Genomic DNA, 23,549 nt, shown 5'->3' on the forward strand with positions numbered 1-23,549 from the left:
CACAAACTCTGTAAATTAATGTATGAATAATCCGGGCATCATTTCAACGTCGAGTGCGCGAAAGGCTGTTTTGACGCGGACGTTTGGGCTATGCTATGCGGATCTGAAAAACCACATCAACGCTACATTTGTAGCCGTATTGAAAACAGGACCACTGGCTGCCATGCAAGAGCAATACCGCCCGGAAGAGATAGAATCCAAAGTACAGCTTCACTGGGATGAGAAGCGCACATTTGAAGTAACCGAAGACGAGAGCAAAGAGAAGTATTACTGCCTGTCTATGCTTCCCTATCCTTCTGGTCGACTACACATGGGCCACGTTCGCAACTACACCATCGGTGACGTGATCGCCCGCTACCAGCGCATGCTGGGCAAAAACGTCCTGCAGCCAATCGGCTGGGACGCATTTGGTCTGCCTGCGGAAGGCGCGGCGGTGAAAAACAACACCGCGCCAGCACCGTGGACGTACGACAACATCGCGTATATGAAAAACCAGCTCAAAATGCTGGGCTTTGGTTATGACTGGAGCCGCGAGCTGGCGACCTGTACGCCGGAATACTACCGTTGGGAACAGAAATTCTTCACCGAACTGTATAAAAAAGGCCTGGTATATAAGAAGACTTCTGCGGTCAACTGGTGCCCGAACGACCAGACCGTACTGGCGAACGAACAAGTTATCGACGGCTGCTGCTGGCGCTGCGATACCAAAGTTGAGCGTAAAGAGATCCCGCAGTGGTTTATCAAAATCACTGCTTACGCTGACGAGCTGCTCAACGATCTGGATAAACTGGATCACTGGCCAGACACCGTTAAAACAATGCAGCGTAACTGGATCGGTCGTTCCGAAGGCGTGGAAATCACCTTCAACGTTAACGACTATGACAACACGCTGACCGTTTACACTACCCGCCCGGACACCTTTATGGGTTGTACCTACCTGGCGGTGGCTGCGGGTCATCCGTTGGCACAGAAAGCGGCGGAAAATAATCCTGAACTGGCCGCCTTTATTGACGAATGCCGTAACACCAAAGTTGCCGAAGCTGAAATGGCGACGATGGAGAAAAAAGGCGTCGATACTGGCTTTAAAGCGGTTCACCCATTAACGGGCGAAGAAATTCCCGTTTGGGCAGCAAACTTCGTATTGATGGAATACGGCACGGGCGCAGTTATGGCAGTTCCGGGTCACGACCAGCGCGACTACGAGTTTGCCTCTAAATACGGCCTGAACATCAAACCGGTTATCCTGGCAGCTGACGGCTCTGAGCCAGATCTTTCTCAGCAAGCCCTGACTGAAAAAGGCGTGCTGTTCAACTCTGGCGAGTTTAATGGTCTTGACCATGAAGCGGCCTTCAACGCCATCGCCGATAAACTGACTGCGATGGGCGTTGGCGAGCGTAAAGTGAACTACCGCCTGCGCGACTGGGGTGTTTCTCGTCAGCGTTACTGGGGCGCGCCGATTCCGATGGTGACGCTGGAAGACGGTACCGTAATGCCGACCCCGGACGACCAGCTGCCGGTGATCCTGCCGGAAGATGTGGTGATGGACGGCATTACCAGCCCGATTAAAGCAGATCCGGAGTGGGCAAAAACTACCGTTAACGGTATGCCAGCACTGCGTGAAACCGACACTTTCGACACCTTTATGGAGTCCTCCTGGTACTATGCGCGCTACACTTGCCCGGAGTACAAAGAAGGTATGCTGGATTCCAAAACGGCTAACTATTGGCTGCCGGTGGATATTTACATTGGTGGTATCGAACACGCCATTATGCACCTGCTCTACTTCCGCTTCTTCCACAAACTGATGCGTGATGCAGGCATGGTGAACTCTGACGAACCAGCGAAACAGTTGCTGTGTCAGGGTATGGTGCTGGCAGATGCCTTCTACTATGTTGGTGAAAACGGCGAACGTAACTGGGTTTCCCCGGTTGATGCTATCGTTGAACGTGACGAGAAAGGCCGTATCGTGAAAGCGAAAGATGCGGCAGGCCATGAACTGGTTTATACCGGCATGAGCAAAATGTCCAAGTCGAAGAACAACGGTATCGACCCGCAGGTGATGGTTGAACGTTACGGCGCGGACACCGTTCGTCTGTTTATGATGTTTGCTTCTCCGGCTGATATGACTCTCGAATGGCAGGAATCCGGCGTGGAAGGGGCTAACCGCTTCCTGAAACGTGTCTGGAAACTGGTGTACGAGCACACAGCAAAAGGTGATGTTGCGGCACTGAACGTCGATGCGCTGACTGAAGATCAGAAAGCGCTGCGTCGCGATGTGCATAAAACTATCGCTAAAGTAACCGATGATATCGGCCGTCGTCAGACCTTCAACACCGCAATTGCGGCGATTATGGAGCTGATGAACAAACTGGCGAAAGCACCGACCGATGGCGAGCAGGATCGCGCCCTGATGCAGGAAGCGCTGCTGGCGGTAGTCCGTATGCTTAACCCGTTCACCCCGCACATCTGCTTCACGCTGTGGCAGGAACTGAAAGGCGAAGGCGATATCGACAACGCGCCGTGGCCGGTTGCTGACGAAAAAGCGATGGTGGAAGACTCCACGCTGGTCGTGGTGCAGGTTAACGGTAAAGTCCGTGCAAAAATCACCGTTCCGGTGGACGCAACGGAAGAACAGGTTCGCGAACGTGCTGGCCAGGAACATCTGGTAGCAAAATATCTTGATGGCGTTACTGTACGTAAAGTGATTTACGTACCCGGTAAACTCCTCAATCTGGTCGTTGGCTAAGCGCGGGAGGAAGCGTGCGATATCTGGCAACATTGTTGTTATCTCTGGCGGTGTTAATCACCGCCGGGTGTGGCTGGCATCTGCGTGACACCACGCAGGTTCCTTCCACTATGAAGGTCATGATCCTGGACTCAGGCGATCCGAACGGGCCATTAAGCCGTGCGGTGCGTAATCAGTTACGTCTGAATGGTGTCGAGTTGCTTGATAAAGAAACCACGCGTAAGGACGTTCCATCCTTGCGTTTGGGTAAAGTGAGCATCGCGAAAGATACCGCATCGGTATTCCGTAACGGTCAAACAGCAGAGTATCAGATGATCATGACGGTGAATGCGACCGTGTTGATCCCCGGCCGTGATATCTACCCGATTAGCGCCAAAGTCTTCCGTTCGTTCTTCGATAACCCGCAAATGGCGTTAGCGAAAGATAACGAACAAGACATGATCGTAAAAGAGATGTACGACCGTGCTGCCGAACAGCTGATTCGTAAGCTGCCAAGCATCCGTGCTGCGGATATTCGTTCCGACGAAGAACAGACGTCGACCACAACGGATACTCCGGCAACGCCTGCACGCGTCTCCACCACGCTGGGTAACTGATGATTCGGTTGTACCCGGAACAACTCCGCGCGCAGCTCAATGAAGGGCTGCGCGCGGCGTATCTTTTACTTGGTAACGATCCTCTGTTATTGCAGGAAAGCCAGGACGCTGTTCGTCAGGTCGCTGCGGCGCAAGGGTTCGAAGAACACCACACTTTTTCCATTGATCCCAACACCGACTGGAATGCGATTTTTTCGTTATGCCAGGCCATGAGCCTGTTTGCCAGTCGACAAACGCTATTGCTGTTGTTACCCGAAAACGGACCGAATGCGGCGATCAATGAACAACTTCTCACACTCACCGGACTTCTGCATGACGACCTGCTGTTGATCGTCCGCGGTAATAAATTAAGCAAAGCGCAAGAAAATGCCGCCTGGTTTACTGCTCTTGCGAATCGCAGCGTGCAGGTGACCTGTCAGACACCGGAGCAGGCTCAGCTGCCCCGCTGGGTTGCTGCGCGCGCAAAACAGCTCAACTTAGAACTGGATGACGCTGCAAATCAGGTGCTCTGCTACTGTTATGAAGGTAACCTGCTGGCGCTGGCCCAGGCACTGGAGCGTTTATCGCTACTCTGGCCGGACGGCAAACTGACATTACCGCGCGTTGAACAGGCGGTGAATGATGCCGCGCATTTCACCCCTTTTCATTGGGTTGATGCTTTGTTGATGGGAAAAAGTAAGCGCGCGTTGCATATTCTTCAGCAACTGCGTCTGGAAGGCAGCGAACCGGTTATTTTGTTGCGCACATTACAACGTGAACTGTTGTTACTGGTTAACCTGAAACGCCAGTCTGCCCATACGCCACTGCGTGCGTTGTTTGATAAGCATCGGGTATGGCAGAACCGCCGGGGCATGATGGGCGAGGCGTTAAATCGCTTAAGCCAGCCGCAGTTACGTCAGGCCGTGCAACTCCTGACACGAACGGAACTCACCCTCAAACAAGATTACGGTCAGTCAGTGTGGGCAGAGCTGGAAGGGTTATCTCTTCTGTTGTGCCATAAACCCCTGGCGGACGTATTTATCGACGGTTGATATGAAATCTTTACAGGCTCTGTTTGGCGGCACCTTTGATCCGGTGCACTATGGTCATCTTAAACCCGTGGAAACGCTGGCGAATTTGATTGGTCTGACGCGGGTCACAATCATCCCTAATAATGTTCCTCCGCATCGTCCACAGCCGGAAGCGAACAGCGCGCAGCGTAAACACATGCTTGAACTGGCGATAGCTGACAAGCCACTGTTTACCCTTGATGAACGCGAGCTAAAGCGCAATGCCCCCTCTTACACTGCGCAAACACTGAAAGAGTGGCGGCAGGAGCAAGGACCGGACGTGCCGCTGGCGTTTATTATTGGTCAGGATTCATTGCTGACCTTTCCGACCTGGTACGAATACGAAACGATACTCGACAATGCACATTTGATCGTCTGTCGGCGTCCAGGTTACCCACTTGAAATGGCACAACCACAATATCAGCAATGGCTGGAGGATCATTTGACACATAACCCGGAAGATCTTCACCTTCAGCCTGCCGGTAAAATTTATCTGGCTGAAACGCCGTGGTTTAACATCTCGGCGACCATCATCCGCGAACGTTTGCAAAACGGTGAATCGTGTGAGGATTTATTACCGGAACCGGTACTGACTTACATTAACCAACAAGGCTTGTATCGCTGATACCTGTCGTTACGGAGGGCATGATGCGACTGTGGTTAATTCGTCATGGTGAAACGCAAGCGAATGTCGATGGTCTGTACAGCGGTCATGTGCCCACACCCCTGACCGCGCGCGGTATTGAGCAAGCGCAAAATCTGCATACGCTGCTACATGATGTTTCCTTTGACCTGGTTTTATGCAGTGAACTGGAACGGGCACAGCATACCGCGCGACTGGTTCTTAGTGACCGCCAGCACCCCGTTCATATCATCCCTGAACTCAATGAAATGTTTTTTGGCGACTGGGAGATGCGACATCATCGTGACCTCATGCAAGAAGATGCCGAAAACTATAGCGCGTGGTGCAATGACTGGCAGCATGCTATCCCCACGAACGGTGAAGGATTTCAGGCATTTTCGCAACGTGTGGAACGATTTATCGCAAGGCTTAGTGAATATCAGCACTATCAGAATATTTTAGTCGTCAGCCATCAGGGCGTACTGAGTCTGTTAATTGCTCGTTTAATTGGTATGCCTGCCGAGTCTATGTGGCATTTCCGCGTTGACCAGGGGTGTTGGAGCGCCATTGATATCAACCAAAAATTCGCGACGCTACGCGTCCTCAATAGCCGTGCCATCGGGGTCGAGAATGCATGACTTTTCTGTTTTTTTACGGGTAAGCCGCAACGACCATTGACAGCCCCGGGCAGGCTGATATTCTCCGCAGCCAGACTTTTTCCGCCAGACACGACTTTGTAGAAATTGTTTTACAAAAATGGCGATGCAATCTGCGGCGCGGGGTGGGATGATAGCCCACTTTCGAAAGCCGATTCGGCGACAATTGTCCCGAAATCGCCTCTGGTTCAGGTATACTGACAGACCATTTTTATCTATTTGATTCACCCAGGGGGAAAACTTGCAGGGTAAAGCACTCCAGGATTTTGTTATCGACAAAATTGATGACCTCAAAGGTCAGGACATCATCGCCTTAGACGTTCAGGGCAAATCCAGCATCACCGACTGCATGATCATCTGTACGGGTACGTCCAGCCGCCATGTTATGTCCATTGCTGATCACGTTGTGCAGGAGTCTCGCGCAGCGGGCCTGTTACCGCTCGGCGTAGAAGGTGAAAACAGCGCCGACTGGATTGTCGTGGATTTGGGCGATGTGATTGTCCATGTCATGCAGGAAGAGAGCCGTCGCCTGTATGAACTGGAAAAACTCTGGAGTTAATGCGTGAAGCTGCAACTTGTCGCCGTGGGAACGAAAATGCCGGACTGGGTACAAACCGGTTTTACCGAGTACCTGCGTCGTTTTCCGAAAGATATGCCCTTCGAGCTGATTGAAATTCCGGCCGGAAAACGCGGCAAGAATGCGGACATCAAGCGCATACTCGACAAAGAGGGTGAGCAGATGTTGGCGGCCGCAGGCAAAAACCGCATTGTCACCCTCGATATTCCAGGCAAGCCCTGGGATACGCCGCAGTTAGCCGCTGAGCTGGAACGCTGGAAGCTGGATGGTCGCGACGTCAGTCTACTGATTGGCGGGCCTGAAGGGTTGTCGCCTGCCTGTAAAGCGGCGGCGGAGCAGAGCTGGTCGCTGTCGGCACTTACCCTTCCCCATCCGCTGGTTCGCGTGCTGGTCGCAGAGAGTCTGTACCGGGCGTGGAGCATCACCACCAACCATCCTTATCACCGTGAGTGATAAGTGAGCTTTGAGTAGAAAACGCAGCGGATGAAACTACAGAACTCTTTTCGCGACTATACGGCAGAGTCCGCGCTGTTTGTGCGCCGGGCGCTGGTCGCCTTTTTGGGGATTTTGCTGCTGACCGGCGTGCTTATCGCCAACCTGTATAATCTGCAAATTGTTCGCTTTACCGACTACCAGACCCGCTCTAATGAAAACCGCATTAAGCTGGTGCCTATCGCACCCAGCCGCGGCATTATCTACGACCGTAACGGTATCCCTCTGGCTCTCAACCGCACTATCTACCAGATAGAAATGATGCCGGAGAAAGTCGATAACGTGCAGCAAACGCTGGACGCTTTGCGCAGCGTGGTTGATCTGACCGATGATGATATTGCTGCATTCCGAAAAGAGCGCGCACGTTCACACCGTTTCACCTCTATTCCGGTGAAAACTAACCTGACCGAAGTACAAGTAGCTCGCTTTGCCGTCAACCAGTACCGTTTTCCTGGCGTCGAAGTTAAAGGCTATAAACGTCGTTACTATCCTTACGGTTCAGCGTTGACCCACGTCATCGGCTATGTGTCGAAAATCAACGATAAAGACGTCGAACGCCTGAATAATGACGGCAAACTGGCCAACTATGCGGCAACGCATGATATCGGTAAGCTGGGCATTGAGCGTTACTATGAAGACGTGCTGCACGGTCAGACCGGTTATGAAGAGGTTGAAGTTAACAACCGTGGGCGTGTTATCCGCCAGTTAAAAGAAGTACCACCGCAAGCCGGACACGATATTTACCTGACGCTGGATCTCAAACTCCAGCAATATATTGAAACGCTGCTGGCGGGTAGCCGCGCAGCTGTGGTAGTCACCGATCCGCGTACAGGTGGGGTGTTGGCGCTGGTTTCCACGCCTAGTTATGACCCAAACCTGTTTGTTGACGGTATCTCCAGCAAAGATTATTCCGCCTTGCTGAACGACCCGAATACACCGCTGGTGAACCGCGCCACACAGGGGGTTTATCCTCCCGCGTCTACAGTTAAACCCTATGTGGCGGTTTCGGCATTGAGTGCCGGGGTGATCACGCGCAATACGACGCTGTTTGACCCCGGCTGGTGGCAACTGCCAGGGTCGGAAAAACGTTATCGTGACTGGAAAAAATGGGGCCACGGGCGTCTGAATGTCACAAGATCGCTGGAAGAATCTGCGGATACCTTCTTCTATCAGGTGGCCTACGATATGGGGATCGATCGCCTCTCCGAATGGATGGGGAAATTCGGTTATGGTCATTACACCGGTATCGACCTGGCGGAAGAACGTTCCGGCAACATGCCTACCCGCGAATGGAAACAGAAACGCTTTAAAAAACCGTGGTATCAGGGTGACACCATTCCGGTTGGTATCGGTCAGGGTTACTGGACAGCGACCCCAATCCAGATGAGTAAGGCACTGATGATCCTGATTAATGACGGTATCGTGAAGGTTCCGCATTTGCTGATGAGCACCGCCGAAGACGGCAAACAGGTGCCATGGGTACAACCGCATGAACCGCCCGTCGGCGATATTCATTCCGGTTACTGGGAGCTGGCGAAAGACGGTATGTACGGTGTTGCTAACCGCCCTAACGGTACGGCGCATAAATATTTTGCCAGCGCACCGTACAAAATTGCGGCGAAATCCGGTACCGCTCAGGTCTTCGGTCTGAAAGCGAACGAAACCTATAATGCGCACAAAATTGCCGAGCGTTTACGTGACCACAAACTGATGACCGCCTTTGCGCCATACAACAATCCGCAAGTGGCTGTCGCCATGATTCTGGAGAACGGCGGCGCGGGTCCGGCGGTTGGTACGCTGATGCGCCAGATCCTCGACCACATTATGCTGGGTGATAACAACACCGATCTGCCTGCGGAAAATCCAGCGGTTGCCGCAGCGGAGGACCATTAATCATGACGGATAATCCGAATAAAAAAACATTCTGGGATAAAGTCCATCTCGATCCCACAATGCTGCTGATCTTACTGGCATTGCTGGTTTACAGCGCCCTGGTTATCTGGAGCGCCAGCGGTCAGGATATTGGCATGATGGAGCGTAAAATCGGCCAGATTGCGATGGGTCTGGTCATCATGGTGGTGATGGCGCAAATTCCTCCACGCGTTTATGAAGGCTGGGCCCCCTATCTCTATATCATCTGTATTATTTTGCTGGTGGCGGTAGATGCTTTCGGTGCCATCTCTAAAGGCGCTCAACGCTGGCTGGACCTCGGTATTGTTCGTTTTCAACCGTCGGAAATTGCCAAGATAGCCGTACCGTTGATGGTTGCACGCTTTATCAACCGCGACGTTTGCCCACCTTCATTGAAGAATACAGCTATCGCGCTGGTGCTGATATTTATGCCCACGCTGCTGGTGGCTGCACAGCCTGACCTGGGAACATCAATCCTCGTTGCGCTTTCCGGCCTGTTTGTACTGTTCCTCTCTGGCCTTAGCTGGCGTCTGATTGGCGTCGCAGTAGTGCTGGTAGCGGCGTTCATTCCGATTCTGTGGTTCTTCCTGATGCATGATTACCAGCGCCAGCGCGTAATGATGCTCCTGGACCCGGAATCAGACCCACTCGGCGCAGGCTATCACATTATTCAGTCTAAAATTGCTATTGGCTCCGGCGGATTACGCGGCAAAGGCTGGCTGCACGGCACTCAGTCACAGCTTGAATTTCTCCCCGAACGCCATACCGACTTTATCTTCGCGGTACTGGCGGAAGAGCTGGGATTAGTGGGCATTTTGATTCTGCTCGCTCTCTACATTCTGCTGATCATGCGCGGGCTGTGGATAGCAGCCAGAGCGCAAACCACCTTTGGTCGCGTCATGGCTGGCGGCTTAATGCTGATATTATTCGTTTATGTCTTCGTAAATATTGGTATGGTAAGCGGTATTCTGCCGGTTGTAGGGGTTCCGCTCCCACTGGTCAGTTATGGAGGATCGGCGCTAATTGTGCTGATGGCTGGGTTCGGGATTGTAATGTCAATCCACACCCACAGGAAAATGTTGTCGAAAAGCGTGTAAGAGGTGCGCAATGCGTAAGCAGTGGCTCGGGATCTGCATCGCGGCAGGAATGCTCGCGGCATGTACAAGCGATGATGGTCAGCAACAGACGGTAAGTGTACCGCAGCCTGCGGTATGTAACGGCCCCATAGTTGAAATTAGCGGGGCAGACCCGCGTTTCGAACCACTGAACGCGACGGCAAATCAGGATTACCAGCGCGACGGTAAAAGCTACAAAATCGTGCAGGATCCGTCTCGATTTAGCCAGGCGGGACTGGCGGCAATCTATGATGCCGAACCCGGCAGTAACCTGACGGCCTCTGGCGAAGCTTTCGATCCGACACAGTTGACGGCGGCCCATCCAACGCTTCCAATCCCCAGCTACGCCAGAATCACTAACCTGGCTAACGGGCGAATGATCGTGGTGCGCATTAATGATCGCGGCCCTTATGGCAACGACCGCGTGATTTCGCTTTCTCGCGCGGCAGCTGACCGTCTTAACACGTCAAACAACACCAAAGTTCGTATCGATCCGATTATTGTCGCCCAGGATGGTTCGCTTTCTGGTCCTGGTATGGCTTGTACCACAGTCGCCAAACAGACTTACGCCCTGCCAGCACCTCCCGATTTAAGCGGTGGCGCGGGAACAAGTTCAGTGCCTGTCCCGCAGGGTGACATTCTTCCGGTCAGTAATTCGACGCTAAAAAGCGAAGATCCGACCGGCGCGCCGGTAACCAGCAGCGGTTTCCTCGGCGCACCAACGACCTTAGCGCCTGGTGTACTGGAAGGCAGCGAACCGACGCCTGCGCCACAGCCCGTTGTTACAGCTCCGTCGACAACGCCTGCAACCTCACCTGCAATGGTGACACCGCAAGCCGCCTCGCAAAGCGCCAGCGGCAACTTTATGGTGCAAGTCGGGGCCGTTAGCGATCAGGCTCGTGCGCAACAGTACCAACAGCAACTGGGACAGAAGTTCGGCGTCCCCGGTCGCGTAACTCAAAATGGCGCGGTCTGGCGGATCCAGCTTGGCCCATTCGCCAGCAAAGCCGAAGCCAGTACCTTGCAGCAACGTTTGCAAACCGAAGCCCAATTACAGTCATTTATTACCACCGCGCAGTAGCGTAAAGCAGGCATCTGATGTGTCAATTTCTGTAAATGACGTTAACAAAGTCACGCGGAAAGTCAGATGCCTGCCGGTAGTGCATTTGCTATAGTAGGGCACTTTTTTTAATTCCATCACGGATGTCGTAGTTCAGACCATGAATACCATTTTTTCCGCTCGTATCATGAAGCGCCTGGCGCTCACCACGGCTCTTTGCACAGCCTTTATCTCTGCTGCACATGCCGATGACCTGAATATCAAAACCATGATCCCGGGTGTACCGCAGATCGACGCGGAGTCCTACATCCTGATTGACTACAACTCCGGCAAAGTACTCGCCGAACAGAACGCTGATGTCCGCCGCGATCCTGCCAGCCTGACCAAAATGATGACCAGTTACGTTATCGGCCAGGCAATGAAAGCCGGTAAATTTAAAGAAACTGATTTAGTCACTATCGGCAACGACGCATGGGCCACCGGTAACCCGGTGTTTAAAGGTTCTTCGCTGATGTTCCTCAAACCGGGCATGCAGGTTCCGGTTTCTCAGCTGATCCGCGGTATTAACCTGCAATCGGGTAACGATGCTTGTGTCGCCATGGCCGATTTTGCCGCTGGTAGCCAGGACGCTTTTGTTGGCTTGATGAACAGCTACGTTAACGCCCTGGGCCTGAAAAATACCCACTTCCAGACGGTACACGGTCTGGATGCTGATGGTCAGTACAGCTCCGCGCGAGATATGGCGCTGATCGGCCAGGCGTTGATCCGTGACGTACCGAATGAATACTCGATCTATAAAGAAAAAGAATTTACGTTTAACGGTATTCGCCAGCTGAACCGTAACGGCCTGTTATGGGATAACAGCCTGAATGTCGACGGCATCAAAACCGGACACACTGACAAAGCAGGGTACAACCTTGTTGCTTCTGCGACTGAAGGCCAGATGCGCTTGATCTCTGCGGTGATGGGCGGACGTACTTTTAAAGGCCGTGAAGCCGAAAGTAAAAAATTGCTAACCTGGGGCTTCCGTTTCTTCGAAACCGTTAACCCACTGAAAGTAGGTAAAGAGTTCGCCTCTGAACCGGTTTGGTTTGGTGATTCTGATCGCGCTTCGTTAGGGGTTGATAAAGACGTGTACCTGACCATTCCGCGTGGTCGCATGAAAGATCTGAAAGCCAGCTATGTGCTGAACAGCAGTGAATTGCATGCGCCGCTGCAAAAGAATCAGGTCGTCGGAACTATCAACTTCCAGCTTGATGGCAAAACGATCGAACAACGCCCGCTGGTTGTGCTGCAAGAAATACCGGAAGGTAACTTCTTCGGCAAAATCATTGATTACATTAAATTAATGTTCCATCACTGGTTTGGTTAAAAATTGAACACTTGAAAGTGTAATTTCCGTCCCCATATACTAAGCATCAGTAAAAAACTCCCGCCTTCTGGCGGGAGTTGCTATTTAATTACGTTACGCCGGAGCTGACATGAAAACCAAACTTAACGAACTGCTTGAATTCCCTACTCCTTTTACTTACAAAGTTATGGGGCAGGCGTTACCTGAGCTGGTTGATCAGGTGGTTGAAGTGGTACAGCGCCATGCGCCAGGTGACTACACCCCAACGGTAAAACCAAGCAGCAAAGGCAACTACCACTCGGTATCTATCACTATCAACGCCACTCATATCGAGCAGGTTGAAACACTGTATGAAGAACTGGGCAAAATCGATATTGTCCGCATGGTTCTGTAACTCGCTTCTCCGTTACCCGGCTCCTGGTCGGGTAACTCCCCTCTCCTCGCTGTGATATACTTTTCCCCCACTTTTACTCATTCTCCACGGAGATGCCGTTTTGTATCAGGATAAAATTCTTGTCCGCCAGCTCGGTCTTCAGCCTTACGAGCCAATCTCCCAGGCTATGCATGAATTCACCGATACCCGCGATGATAGTACCCTTGATGAAATCTGGCTGGTCGAGCACTATCCGGTATTCACCCAAGGGCAGGCAGGAAAGGCGGAGCATATTTTAATGCCGGGTGATATTCCGGTGATCCAGAGCGATCGCGGTGGGCAGGTGACTTATCACGGGCCGGGGCAACAGGTGATGTATGTGTTGCTTAACCTGAAACGCCGTAAACTCGGTGTGCGTGAACTGGTGACCTTGCTTGAGCAAACAGTGGTGAATACCCTGGCTGAACTGGGTATAGAAGCGCATCCTCGGGCTGACGCGCCTGGTGTCTATGTCGGGGAAAAGAAAATTTGCTCACTGGGTTTACGTATTCGACGCGGTTGTTCATTCCACGGTCTGGCATTAAACGTCAATATGGATCTTTCACCATTTTTACGTATTAATCCTTGTGGGTATGCAGGAATGGAAATGGCTAAAATATCACAATGGAAACCCGAAGCGACGACTAATAATATTGCACCACGTTTACTGGAAAATATTTTAGCGCTACTAAACAATCCTGACTTCGAATATATTACCGCTTAATTCCATACATCAATGGCCCAATTTACACTGGGTCATTACTCATAATACCTGCTAATGCTTTACATCTCCTTCGCGTTTGTATATTTTCTTTATCACTTGCAGAAATGCGATGCTACGCCTTGCTCCGTAGCTCACCCAATTGGTTAACTCATTGAAATAATTACCATGGTGAGCAAAAGCGTTCCGTCCCAATTAGACATAAGATTATTGTAATTTTTTTAAATATTATTTTTTCATGAATAAAATTGGAGTAAGTGCGTGGATAGTAATAATAAAATTGAACCCTGTTTAAGCAGAAAATAGTCAGAAGGTAAACCACAAATATTTACAACCTTACGAAATATTGATCTTACCCTTCTGACTATTTTGAAGTTGCATATGTCCATAAAGGAATCGTTAATGCAGCGAAAGTGCTTAATCTGCCCCCCCTCGGTCGGAGCCCTGGTCCTTCCTGTCATCTATCGGGCGATTAAAACTCACTATCCGCAGCTTTTACTGCGCAACCCGCCCATCAGCGGCGCGGAAAACCAACTCAGTCAGTTTCAAACCGATCTCATCACCGATAACATGTTTTGCACAGGACCATAGATGTTATCTGTAATGCATTTTGAAAAAGTATTGTTACAGCCAGATCACAGCGCAGAACGATAAAATGGCACAATCCAACAACAATTTTACATTTTCGCGACCGCTTTGGCTGCTTTCAGGTCCGTTTCAATGATATACTGCCAGTCGTTAATTCAAAAATAGTTGATAATTACAACAATCTATTGAATTGAAACGCTTTCCTTCGTAATTCGCAACTGGAACACGCACGCTATGAGTAAACCCATTGTGATGGAACGCGGTGTTAAATACCGCGATGCCGATAAGATGGCCCTTATCCCGGTTAAAAACGTGGCAACAGAGCGCGAAGCCCTGCTGCGCAAGCCGGAATGGATGAAAATCAAGCTTCCAGCGGACTCTACACGTATCCAGGGCATCAAAGCCGCAATGCGCAAAAATGGCCTGCATTCTGTCTGCGAGGAAGCCTCCTGCCCTAACCTGGCGGAATGCTTTAACCACGGCACAGCAACGTTTATGATCCTCGGCGCTATTTGTACCCGCCGTTGCCCGTTCTGTGACGTTGCCCACGGTCGCCCGGTAGCTCCTGATGCCAATGAACCAGTGAAACTGGCGCAGACCATTGCCGATATGGCGCTGCGTTATGTGGTTATCACCTCCGTTGACCGTGATGACCTACGCGATGGCGGTGCCCAGCACTTTGCGGATTGCATTACTGCCATTCGGGAAAAAAGCCCGCAAATCAAAATTGAAACTCTGGTGCCGGATTTCCGCGGTCGTATGGATCGTGCTCTGGATATTCTGACTGCAACGCCACCAGATGTGTTCAACCATAACCTGGAAAACGTACCGCGTATTTACCGTCAGGTACGGCCTGGCGCAGATTACAACTGGTCGCTTAAGCTGCTGGAACGCTTTAAAGAAGCGCATCCGGAAATCCCGACCAAGTCTGGTCTGATGGTGGGACTGGGTGAAACCAATGAAGAAATTATTGAGGTAATGCGCGACCTGCGCCGTCATGGTGTGACGATGCTAACGCTGGGGCAATATTTGCAGCCAAGCCGCCATCACCTGCCGGTTCAACGTTACGTTAGCCCGGATGAGTTCGACGAAATGAAAGCCGAAGCGCTGGCGATGGGCTTTACCCATGCTGCATGCGGTCCGTTTGTCCGCTCTTCTTACCACGCCGATTTGCAGGCGAAAGGGATGGAAGTTAAGTAATCCTGTAATAATTACTTACATCTGTCTGATAAAAAACCCGCTTTTTGAAGCGGGTTTTTGTATCGAACAAGATATTGAGGGAGCGTCCTGCTCGCCACGTCACTCTTTATGAGAGAGCTTTTCAGCCTGAAGATCAACGTCTGCGCCTTTTTTCGCCGCAGCATCGTCATCATTCATCGCCTTCTTGAACCCTTTAATGGCCGCTCCAAGGTCTCCGCCCAGCGTACGTAACTTCTTAGTCCCAAACAGCAGAACGACCAGCGCCGCAACTACCAGCAGTTTGGTAATACTAATCTCACCCATAGATACCTTCTTGACATATAACCGGCAACAGAACGCGCCTTAAAAACCAGAGAATATTAACGGTCATTCGACGCGCGCACACAATAGCAATCTGTAACAAGGTGAATCAAGCGCCGAGTAAAAAAACATCATAATAATTGTGGCGGCGCAAAGCGACGGTTGTTTAAGACGGGCAGTTGCGCGCGTACCTGACGCACACGTTCGGGCGTCACTTCCGCCATAATGAGTGCAGGCATTTCTGACGCTGCCGCAATGGTGACGCCAAAGGGATCTATAATCCGGCTTTGCCCGATATTTTTGTTCCCGCACTCCCCCGCCGCCACCATATAACAGGTGGTATCCAGCGCACGAGCGGCAAGCAACGTTGACCAGTGATGCTCTTTGAGCGGCCCACGAACCCAGGCGGCAGGAAGTACCAGGATTTCAGCTCCCTGTAATGCCTGTGCCAGCGCCAGCTCTGGAAAGCGTAAGTCATAACAGGTCATCAGACCGACCTTCATCCCTTCCACCTCCAGTAACGGAGCTATTTCATCACCAGCATCAACATGGCGTGATTCCTGAATGGCAAATGCATCATAGAGATGCAGTTTGGCATAACGGGCGACGATGTTTCCTGCCTGTAGCGCCACCAGCATATTCCATGCACGCCCCGGTGTTGAAGGAACATGAATCGTCAGAATTGTCGTCATCATGTTACGTTTACTTTCTCGCCGTAAACGGCCGAGGAATTCGCCTTCCAGCAGCTGTGCTGATTTAACCGAAAGATCCGCATCATGATCATCACGCGCCAGTAATGCTTCCGGCAGGACAAACAGCGAAACCTCGTTTTCCGCCGCCTGCACCATCAACGAGGCACAAATCTCAGCGTTCTTTTCCCACACAGATGTAACAGCAAACTGTCCTGCGGCAACCAGCATTGCCACCTCCTGTCAGAGTCGTAAAATTCGCCAACGGCGATTATTCGGCGTTACACTTATCACTCATACAAATCAAATAGCAGGATTTTGCAGTGTTACAACTTCTTTTAGCAGTTTTTATTGGCGGTGGTACGGGAAGCGTGGCGAGATGGCTGTTAAGTATGCGATTTAACCCGCTGCATCAGGCGATTCCGTTGGGGACGCTGGCAGCAAACCTGATTGGGGCATTCATCATAGGAATGGGATTCGCCTGGTTCAGCAGGATGACGAACATTGATCCAGTGTGGAAAGTATTAATCACCACCGGATTTTGTGGCGGTCTAACAACCTTCTCAACATTTTCGGCAGAAGTGGTGTTTTTGTTACAAGAGGGCCGCTTTGGCTGGGCGTTACTGAACGTTTTCGTCAATCTTTTGGGGTCTTTTGCCATGACCGCACTGGCTTTCTGGCTGTTTTCGGCCTCAACCACACACTAAAGACCAAAAAAAACCCGCTGATTAAGCGGGTTTTGAATTCTTGCTGACGTATCTTACAGAGCGATTACGTTTGCAGCAGAAGGGCCTTTGGCACCGTTAGTGATTTCGAACTCTACGCGCTGACCTTCAGCAAGAGTTTTAAAACCATTAGTCTGGATTGCAGAGAAGTGTACGAACACGTCTTTGCTGCCGTCTTCCGGAGTAATGAAACCGAATCCTTTGGACTCATTAAACCACTTAACGTTACCTTTAATCTTAGACATCAAAATTACCTTTACATGAAAAATAGACACAAATGCTGTGTCGGTTACCAGTACACCAATTGTGGTACGCTTTGTCCAGTGCAACTTTACTAAAAAGTGATAAAAGTCGCGTTATTTTTGATGTTAATTATTTTAGTGGTTGATTTTAAAGAATTTACTAAAACTTCATTTGTCTCAAAACTGAAAGCGCATCCAGGCAAAGTACACATTGCCATTGTTGTAGGTACCCGGAATGTAGGTCATCTGAAACGTCGCGGGGCCATACCCCACAGAGGCCAATGGCAGTAGAACCGGAAGAGGGATGTAATTCCAGTTCTCGCGCGCCGTTACGCCAGCGGTAAATCCCAGGCCTAAATGAAAATTTTCATCCGCCAGCGGTCGCCAGGTACTTTCCCATCCGTATCCGGCAATCGGTTCCCATTTGTTCCACGAGTCCTTAAATGCCATGGCATACAGGCCATGCCAGTTTCCTTTTTCATCCCAACGCGACTGACCAAAACCGCCGCCCCACGGTCGCTCGTTATAGCGATCGGTTTTTTCTTTGTCGTAAGCAAAACGTGCATGCCAGGTGATGGCAGGAATATATAAATCATAATGTTCTGGCTGTTGCCAGGTTTGTGCAATATTTTCTCTAAACGTTGTCATCCACTCATCAGCGTTAGCAAAAACTTTACCAACACTGATTAACTGAATAAAAACAAAGAAAAATATAGCGACATATTTACTCACGTTCATTTGTGACCATTAAACATTTATCAAAAATCTACTACTAACATAGCAAAGCTACAATTAACATAACCTCAATAGCCCCAACATGAAGAATAATATGAATAGCTGCCCTATTTATTTCCGCTAGTTCAAGATAAATATTTCCGCGCATCGATTAAAGACGACGCATCGTTTTCTGCGATGGGAATAGTCATAAAAGAAAAACCAAGTCGTTTCTGATAACAAAATACAACCGATAAAAATTACTTTATTTTTTAATAAGATATAAAAATATCTTAACGAAAAATATATTATGTATCGTCAACTCATGCTCATGGAAGATTATTTTTTGAGCACACAACCGCAGCTAACACCTTACAATTAACAAATTTGCATCAATCCACCATCAATTTACACACATTATTATGTGATATTTGCCAACCGCTAAATATGCGTTTTGTTATCTACGTATAAAAACAGCAACTTCAATGTCTTAATGGCAGTTTTTCTTGATTTTAATCAGCATTCACCGCCAATTTATTGGGCATATTTTTTCCTTAACTTTTAGGAATTTTTTATTATTTACTTTGGGGCCTGGAGACAGGAAAAATTATGCTGACATTCATTGAACTCCTTATTGGGGTTGTGGTTATTGTGGGTGTAGCTCGCTACATCATTAAAGGGTATTCGGCCACTGGCGTGTTATTTGTCGGTGGCCTGTTATTGCTGATTATCAGTGCCATTATGGGGCACAAAGTGTTACCGTCCAGCCAGGCTTCAACAGGCTACAGCGCCACGGATATCGTTGAATACGTTAAAATATTGCTAATGAGCCGCGGCGGCGACCTCGGCATGATGATTATGATGCTGTGTGGCTTTGCCGCTTACATGACCCATATCGGCGCGAATGATATGGTGGTCAAGCTGGCGTCAAAACCATTGCAGTATATTAACTCCCCTTACCTTCTGATGATTGCCGCCTATTTTGTTGCCTGTCTGATGTCACTGGCCGTCTCTTCCGCAACCGGTCTGGGTGTTTTGCTGATGGCAACCCTGTTTCCGGTGATGGTAAACGTTGGTATCAGTCGTGGCGCAGCTGCTGCCATTTGTGCCTCCCCGGCGGCGATTATTCTCGCACCGACTTCAGGGGATGTGGTGCTGGCAGCGCAGGCTTCCGAAATGTCGCTGATTGACTTCGCCTTCAAAACAACGCTGCCTATCTCAATTGCTGCAATTATCGGCATGGCGATCGCCCACTTCTTCTGGCAACGTTATCTGGATAAAAAAGAGCACATCTCTCATGAAATGTTAGATGTCAGTGAAATCACCACCACTGCCCCTGCGTTTTATGCCATTTTGCCGTTCACGCCGATCATCGGAGTGCTGATTTTTGACGGCAAATGGGGTCCGCAATTACACATCATCACTATTCTGGTGATTTGTATGCTAATTGCCTCCATTCTGGAGTTCATCCGCAGCTTTAATACCCAGAAAGTTTTCTCTGGTCTGGAAGTGGCTTATCGCGGTATGGCAGATGCATTTGCTAACGTGGTGATGCTGCTGGTTGCCGCTGGGGTATTCGCTCAGGGGCTTAGCACCATCGGCTTTATTCAAAGTCTGATTTCTATCGCTACCTCGTTTGGTTCGGCGAGTATCATCCTGATGCTGGTATTGGTGATCCTGACAATGCTGGCGGCAGTCACGACCGGTTCAGGCAATGCGCCGTTTTATGCGTTTGTTGAGATGATCCCGAAACTGGCGCACTCCTCCGGCATTAACCCGGCGTATTTGACTATCCCGATGCTGCAGGCGTCAAACCTGGGTCGTACCCTATCACCCGTTTCTGGCGTAGTCGTTGCGGTTGCCGGGATGGCGAAGATCTCGCCGTTTGAAGTCGTAAAACGCACCTCGGTGCCGGTGCTTGTTGGTTTGGTGATTGTTATCGTTGCTACAGAGCTGATGGTGCCAGGAACGGCAGCAGCGGTCACAGGCAAGTAAATAGTAATGCCGGAGGCAAGTTTCCTCCGGCTTTATCATGTCACCCACTGTGGTATATGCGTTGCGGTCTGCCAACTTTGCCGTGAACAATTTCAGCAATAATCAGATGGCGGCTGGCGCAATATTCAAGATAACGCCTGGCAGTGGTGCGGCTGATGGTCAGTGCCTGCGCCACCGTTTCTGCCGTATGTTGCACACCAGGCTCTTTGAACAGTTTTCGCACCGCGTTTAGCGTCAAGGGGTCAATGCCGGTCGGCAGTTCGTCTTTGGGTTCACCGCGAGCATAGGCATTAAACATCTCATCAATTTGCTTCTGGCTGGCGCTATCAATACTTTCCAGCATATGTTTACGCTGGCGGAAACGGGTTAGCGTTTGCCCCAACCGTTCATAGGCAATGGGCTTAATGAGATAATCAAATACACCACAACGTACGGCTTCAGACACCGTTTCCATATCGCTGGCTGCAGTGGTAAACACCACGTCGCCGGGATAATGCGCCTGCACCAGTTCATGCAGTAAATTAATCCCTCTACCGTCAGGAAGATAGTTATCGAGCAAGATTAGCCCCGGCTTAAAACGCTCGATCATCATTCGGGCCTGCGCCAGGTTTCCCGCCAGTAATATCTGACTGAATCCGGGAATGTGACGAATATATTCCGCATGCATCTCTGCCAGCGGCGTTTCGTCCTCAACGATCAATAGGGTTAATGGAGCTGTCATTAGGTTTCACTTTCGGAATATAGATTGAAAATAAGGTACCGCAGGGATCATTATCTTCGAGAGTGATAACACCACCGCAGCGCGTTACGTAGCTGGCAATCAAGTACAACCCAATGCCATGTTCACCGGGCTCGTCAGCACGCGTACTGACACCCTGCTCAAATATTTTGTCTCGTAGAGACTCTGGAACGCCGCAGCCCTGATCGGCGACTTCAATCACCACATCATCGCCTTCATCGCTGAGGAATAATTCAACGATCTTGTTTCCTTCATCGCTACGCAGGCTTGCTTCGAAGGCGTTATCAAGTAAATTGCCAACAATGGCTGCAAACTCGGTGCTGTCCAGTCCTGGCGGCAGTTGCGAAAGCTGGCTACCGGGGACGATGACCATTTTTAGCCCCAGTTCGCGGGCGCGCTGCACTTTACCAAAAAGCAGCCCCGCCACCTGGCGATCGGCAAACGCCTCACGCAGGCTGTCAATAAGCTGTTGCTGGGCCTGAGACTCCCCCTGCACCATCGCCAGCACGCGATCATACTCTTTCATCTGCAACAGACCATTGAGCGTCGACATCCAATTGAGATGCTCGTGTCGCAATGTACGAAGGCTCTCGACGTATTGTTTAATTTGCGTCAGTTGCGCATTGAGGGTGGAAATTTCGTCTTTACTACGAAAGCTAATAATGGCCCCCAGTAAATCATCGCCAGAACGAATAGCTTCCCGGTTGGCAATAACGCTCAGACCGTTAAAGTTCGCCACCACATCCTGACGTTTTTCATCAATCTGTTCGGTAAAGAAATCGGCGGGCCTGACCACTTCAGCAATGGGTTTACCCAACCATTGCCGTCCGGGGGAGCTCAGCCCCAGCATCTTTCTTGCGTTACGATTGATGGCGGTAATGTACCCGTGCGGATCCACCGCAATCAGCCCTTCATAAACCGAACTAAACAGCGCCTCTTGCTGACGGACTACGCGAGCGATTTGCTTTGGCTCCATGCCCATCATCTGCCGACGGATATGCGCGGCCAGGAACCACGACAGCAACATCAAAATCCCTAACAGCACGACAAACACGCCTGCCATCGGTAATAAAAACTCAGCCCGCCAGCTATCGATTTTACTCACCAGGTAGCCAATCGACACCACGCCGATGACTTTTCCATCGTCATCAAAGATTGGCGTTTTGGCACGCATCGCCATGCCAATTGACCCTTTCCCGGTGATGAAGTAGCTCTCCCCTTTCTCCAGCGCGCCCGGTTTGGTGAACTGCATAGGATAACCAATTTTCTCCGGATTAGGATGGTAAAGACGAATCGAGTGCCGATCGCCAATCACCACATAATCGAAATCAGTATCTCTTTGTAATTTGTCAGCGATGGTCGCCAGCCTCTTGTAGTCACGCGTTTTCACTGCACTGATGATACTGTCATTAGAAGCAATAATTTTTGCCTGATTCATTGCCATGTCGCGCACATGAAGCGTTAAATAGTCCTCAAAACTGGCTGTAAAATATTGCGCCAGGGCTGCAATGACAAATATTGAGAACACCAGAATCAGCAAAAAGATACGCAGCGGAAATGCCAGTCTTTGGAAAAATGCAAACTGTTTATTCTCTTTAAGCTGCAACATTGTTTTCCTTGCGGGTTGTCCCGAGCCTCTTTGACGGATGTAATTAAAATGTTGAATCAAAATACATAGATATTAAATATGATCGTGGCAAATTTTATTCATTAAATCAATTAAATCACTTAAACCTGCGGGTTATTTCGTAATTACATTAGTTAAAAAACTTAAAACCATTAAATAAATAAAAAACCACTAACTCTATGTGAAATAAATCAAAATTTCACGCCGAAATACTCCTTAGGATGTATAGCGAAAGGAGAAAAAGATATACCTCGATCGCCCCCTTTCTCCCAAGTGAAAATAAAAGGTTATCAATTTGCAACATTGAACAACATTCGTTGCAAATCGATAACAACATGCACCTTCAGGATACTATTTATTATGTTCGGCAATGATATTTTCACCCGCGTAAAACGTTCAGAAAATAAAAAAATGGCGGAAATCGCCCAATTCCTGCATGAAAATGATTTGAGCGTTGACACCACAGTCGAAGTATTTATTACCGTAACCCGCGATGAAAAGCTTATCGCGTGCGGTGGAATTGCCGGAAATATTATTAAATGCGTTGCTATCAGTGAATCCGTTCGCGGTGAAGGACTGGCGCTGACATTAGCCACTGAACTGATAAACCTCGCCTATGAGCGGCATAGCACGCATCTGTTTATTTATACCAAAACCGAATACGAGGCGCTGTTCCGCCAGTGCGGTTTTTCCACGCTGACCAGCGTACCCGGCGTGATGGTGCTGATGGAAAACAGCGCCACGCGACTGAAACGCTATGCCGAATCGCTGAAAAAATTTCGTCATCCAGGGAACAAGATTGGCTGCATTGTGATGAACGCCAATCCCTTTACGAATGGTCACCGTTATCTGATTCAACAGGCTGCGGCACAGTGCGACTGGTTGCATCTGTTTTTAGTCAAAGAAGATTCTTCACGCTTCCCCTATGAAGACCGGCTGGATCTGGTGTTAAAAGGCACCGCCGATATTCCACGCCTGACCGTGCATCGCGGCTCCGAATACATCATCTCCCGCGCTACGTTCCCTTGCTACTTCATTAAAGAACAGAGCGTCATTAACCATTGTTACACCGAAATTGATCTGAAGATTTTCCGTCAGTACCTCGCTCCCGCGCTGGGTGTAACTCACCGCTTTGTCGGTACTGAACCCTTTTGTCGCGTTACCGCCCAGTACAACCAGGATATGCGCTACTGGCTGGAAACGCCGACTATCTCCGCACCGCCCATCGAACTGGTTGAAATTGAGCGGCTGCGTTACCAGGAGATGCCGATATCCGCTTCCCGGGTACGTCAACTGCTGGCGAAAAACGATCTCACGGCTATCGCGCCGCTGGTCCCTGCAGTCACGCTGCATTATTTGCAGAACCTGCTTGAGCACTCCCGCCAGGACGCGGCAGCTCGTCAAAAGACCCCCGCATGAGAA

The 23,549-nt window shown here is 50.1% G+C and carries 23 protein-coding genes and 1 pseudogene; 18 read left to right on the forward strand and 6 right to left on the reverse strand.

What is annotated here, in order from left to right; translation table 11 throughout:
* The first annotated feature begins 163 nt into the window (after positions 1–163).
* From leuS to lipA, 15 genes and pseudogenes are all read left to right on the forward strand, one after another.
* Positions 164–2,746, forward strand: a complete 2,583-nt coding sequence (gene leuS, locus ACJHYO_RS06155) for a leucine--tRNA ligase (protein WP_410232425.1) — start codon at positions 164–166, stop codon at positions 2,744–2,746.
* 14 nt (positions 2,747–2,760) lie between these two features.
* Positions 2,761–3,342 carry an LPS assembly lipoprotein LptE gene (gene lptE, locus ACJHYO_RS06160; RefSeq protein WP_001269673.1) on the forward strand — a complete coding sequence of 194 codons (582 nt, stop codon included), beginning with the start codon at positions 2,761–2,763 and terminating at the stop codon, positions 3,340–3,342.
* Positions 3,342–4,373: a DNA polymerase III subunit delta gene (gene holA / locus ACJHYO_RS06165; RefSeq protein WP_000620532.1), complete on the forward strand. Its 1,032-nt coding sequence runs from the start codon at positions 3,342–3,344 to the stop codon at positions 4,371–4,373. The genes lptE and holA overlap by 1 nt, the downstream gene beginning before the upstream one ends.
* Position 4,374: 1 nt before the next feature.
* Positions 4,375–5,016, forward strand: coding sequence for a nicotinate-nucleotide adenylyltransferase (nadD, locus tag ACJHYO_RS06170; protein WP_000838879.1), 642 nt, complete (start codon positions 4,375–4,377; stop codon positions 5,014–5,016).
* Between the two features lie 23 nt (positions 5,017–5,039).
* Positions 5,040–5,651 (forward strand): adenosylcobalamin/alpha-ribazole phosphatase, encoded by a 612-nt coding sequence (locus ACJHYO_RS06175; protein WP_001350192.1) that lies wholly within the window; start codon positions 5,040–5,042, stop codon positions 5,649–5,651.
* Positions 5,652–5,910: 259 nt separating this feature from the next.
* Positions 5,911–6,228 (forward strand): ribosome silencing factor, encoded by a 318-nt coding sequence (gene rsfS, locus ACJHYO_RS06180; protein ID WP_001161664.1) that lies wholly within the window; start codon positions 5,911–5,913, stop codon positions 6,226–6,228.
* A gap of 3 nt (positions 6,229–6,231) precedes the next feature.
* Positions 6,232–6,699 (forward strand): 23S rRNA (pseudouridine(1915)-N(3))-methyltransferase RlmH, encoded by a 468-nt coding sequence (rlmH, locus tag ACJHYO_RS06185; protein WP_000776104.1) that lies wholly within the window; start codon positions 6,232–6,234, stop codon positions 6,697–6,699.
* A 30-nt stretch (positions 6,700–6,729) separates the two neighbouring features.
* A complete protein-coding gene (gene mrdA / locus ACJHYO_RS06190) occupies positions 6,730–8,631 on the forward strand; it encodes a peptidoglycan DD-transpeptidase MrdA (protein WP_000776191.1) in 1,902 nt (633 codons plus the stop codon).
* 2 nt (positions 8,632–8,633) lie between these two features.
* Positions 8,634–9,746, forward strand: coding sequence for a peptidoglycan glycosyltransferase MrdB (gene mrdB, locus ACJHYO_RS06195; RefSeq protein WP_000131717.1), 1,113 nt, complete (start codon positions 8,634–8,636; stop codon positions 9,744–9,746).
* A gap of 10 nt (positions 9,747–9,756) precedes the next feature.
* A complete protein-coding gene (gene rlpA / locus ACJHYO_RS06200) occupies positions 9,757–10,845 on the forward strand; it encodes an endolytic peptidoglycan transglycosylase RlpA (RefSeq protein WP_001231421.1) in 1,089 nt (362 codons plus the stop codon).
* A gap of 139 nt (positions 10,846–10,984) precedes the next feature.
* On the forward strand, positions 10,985–12,196 hold the full coding sequence (gene dacA / locus ACJHYO_RS06205; protein ID WP_001092082.1) for a D-alanyl-D-alanine carboxypeptidase DacA: 1,212 nt from the start codon (positions 10,985–10,987) through the stop codon (positions 12,194–12,196).
* Positions 12,197–12,305: 109 nt separating this feature from the next.
* Positions 12,306–12,569: a DUF493 family protein YbeD gene (gene ybeD / locus ACJHYO_RS06210; RefSeq protein WP_000850550.1), complete on the forward strand. Its 264-nt coding sequence runs from the start codon at positions 12,306–12,308 to the stop codon at positions 12,567–12,569.
* Between the two features lie 100 nt (positions 12,570–12,669).
* A complete protein-coding gene (gene lipB, locus ACJHYO_RS06215) occupies positions 12,670–13,311 on the forward strand; it encodes a lipoyl(octanoyl) transferase LipB (RefSeq protein ID WP_000284027.1) in 642 nt (213 codons plus the stop codon).
* Between the two features lie 258 nt (positions 13,312–13,569).
* A pseudogene (locus tag ACJHYO_RS06220) lies at positions 13,570–13,890 on the forward strand (LysR family transcriptional regulator); the annotation flags it as partial.
* Positions 13,891–14,130: 240 nt separating this feature from the next.
* On the forward strand, positions 14,131–15,096 hold the full coding sequence (gene lipA / locus ACJHYO_RS06225) for a lipoyl synthase (protein ID WP_000042632.1): 966 nt from the start codon (positions 14,131–14,133) through the stop codon (positions 15,094–15,096).
* Between the two features lie 99 nt (positions 15,097–15,195).
* Here the strand turns inward: lipA and tatE are convergent, their stop codons facing one another.
* Entirely contained in the window at positions 15,196–15,399 is a 204-nt protein-coding gene (gene tatE / locus ACJHYO_RS06230; protein ID WP_000503931.1) for a twin-arginine translocase subunit TatE, read from the reverse strand.
* A gap of 128 nt (positions 15,400–15,527) precedes the next feature.
* A complete protein-coding gene (locus ACJHYO_RS06235) occupies positions 15,528–16,316 on the reverse strand; it encodes a deaminated glutathione amidase (RefSeq protein WP_001350194.1) in 789 nt (262 codons plus the stop codon).
* Between the two features lie 92 nt (positions 16,317–16,408).
* Here ACJHYO_RS06235 and crcB point away from each other — a divergent pair, with 92 nt between their 5' ends.
* The gene (gene crcB, locus ACJHYO_RS06240; RefSeq protein ID WP_000939740.1) at positions 16,409–16,792 is read left to right on the forward strand and encodes a fluoride efflux transporter CrcB; all 384 of its coding nucleotides are present in this window, start codon (positions 16,409–16,411) and stop codon (positions 16,790–16,792) included.
* A 53-nt stretch (positions 16,793–16,845) separates the two neighbouring features.
* Here crcB and cspE read toward each other — a convergent pair whose 3' ends face one another.
* Together cspE and pagP are read right to left on the reverse strand one after the other, a co-directional pair.
* Positions 16,846–17,055 carry a transcription antiterminator/RNA stability regulator CspE gene (gene cspE / locus ACJHYO_RS06245; RefSeq protein ID WP_000034825.1) on the reverse strand — a complete coding sequence of 70 codons (210 nt, stop codon included), beginning with the start codon at positions 17,053–17,055 and terminating at the stop codon, positions 16,846–16,848.
* 174 nt (positions 17,056–17,229) lie between these two features.
* Positions 17,230–17,790, reverse strand: coding sequence for a lipid IV(A) palmitoyltransferase PagP (gene pagP, locus ACJHYO_RS06250; RefSeq protein WP_085455230.1), 561 nt, complete (start codon positions 17,788–17,790; stop codon positions 17,230–17,232).
* Between the two features lie 585 nt (positions 17,791–18,375).
* Between pagP and dcuC the strand changes: the two genes are divergently transcribed.
* Positions 18,376–19,761, forward strand: a complete 1,386-nt coding sequence (gene dcuC / locus ACJHYO_RS06255) for an anaerobic C4-dicarboxylate transporter DcuC (protein WP_000955057.1) — start codon at positions 18,376–18,378, stop codon at positions 19,759–19,761.
* 40 nt (positions 19,762–19,801) lie between these two features.
* Here the strand turns inward: dcuC and dpiA are convergent, their stop codons facing one another.
* Positions 19,802–20,482, reverse strand: coding sequence for a two-component response regulator DpiA (dpiA, locus tag ACJHYO_RS06260; RefSeq protein WP_000126500.1), 681 nt, complete (start codon positions 20,480–20,482; stop codon positions 19,802–19,804).
* On the reverse strand, positions 20,451–22,109 hold the full coding sequence (gene dpiB / locus ACJHYO_RS06265; RefSeq protein ID WP_000939721.1) for a sensor histidine kinase DpiB: 1,659 nt from the start codon (positions 22,107–22,109) through the stop codon (positions 20,451–20,453). Before dpiB ends, dpiA begins: the two co-directional genes overlap by 32 nt.
* A 378-nt stretch (positions 22,110–22,487) precedes the next feature.
* Here dpiB and citC point away from each other — a divergent pair, with 378 nt between their 5' ends.
* Positions 22,488–23,546 (forward strand): [citrate (pro-3S)-lyase] ligase, encoded by a 1,059-nt coding sequence (gene citC / locus ACJHYO_RS06270; protein WP_000467705.1) that lies wholly within the window; start codon positions 22,488–22,490, stop codon positions 23,544–23,546.
* Positions 23,547–23,549: the final 3 nt, after the last annotated feature.

The sequence above is a fragment of the Escherichia sp. WS1118 genome (assembly GCF_046487695.1).
Lineage (GTDB): Bacteria > Pseudomonadota > Gammaproteobacteria > Enterobacterales > Enterobacteriaceae > Escherichia > Escherichia coli.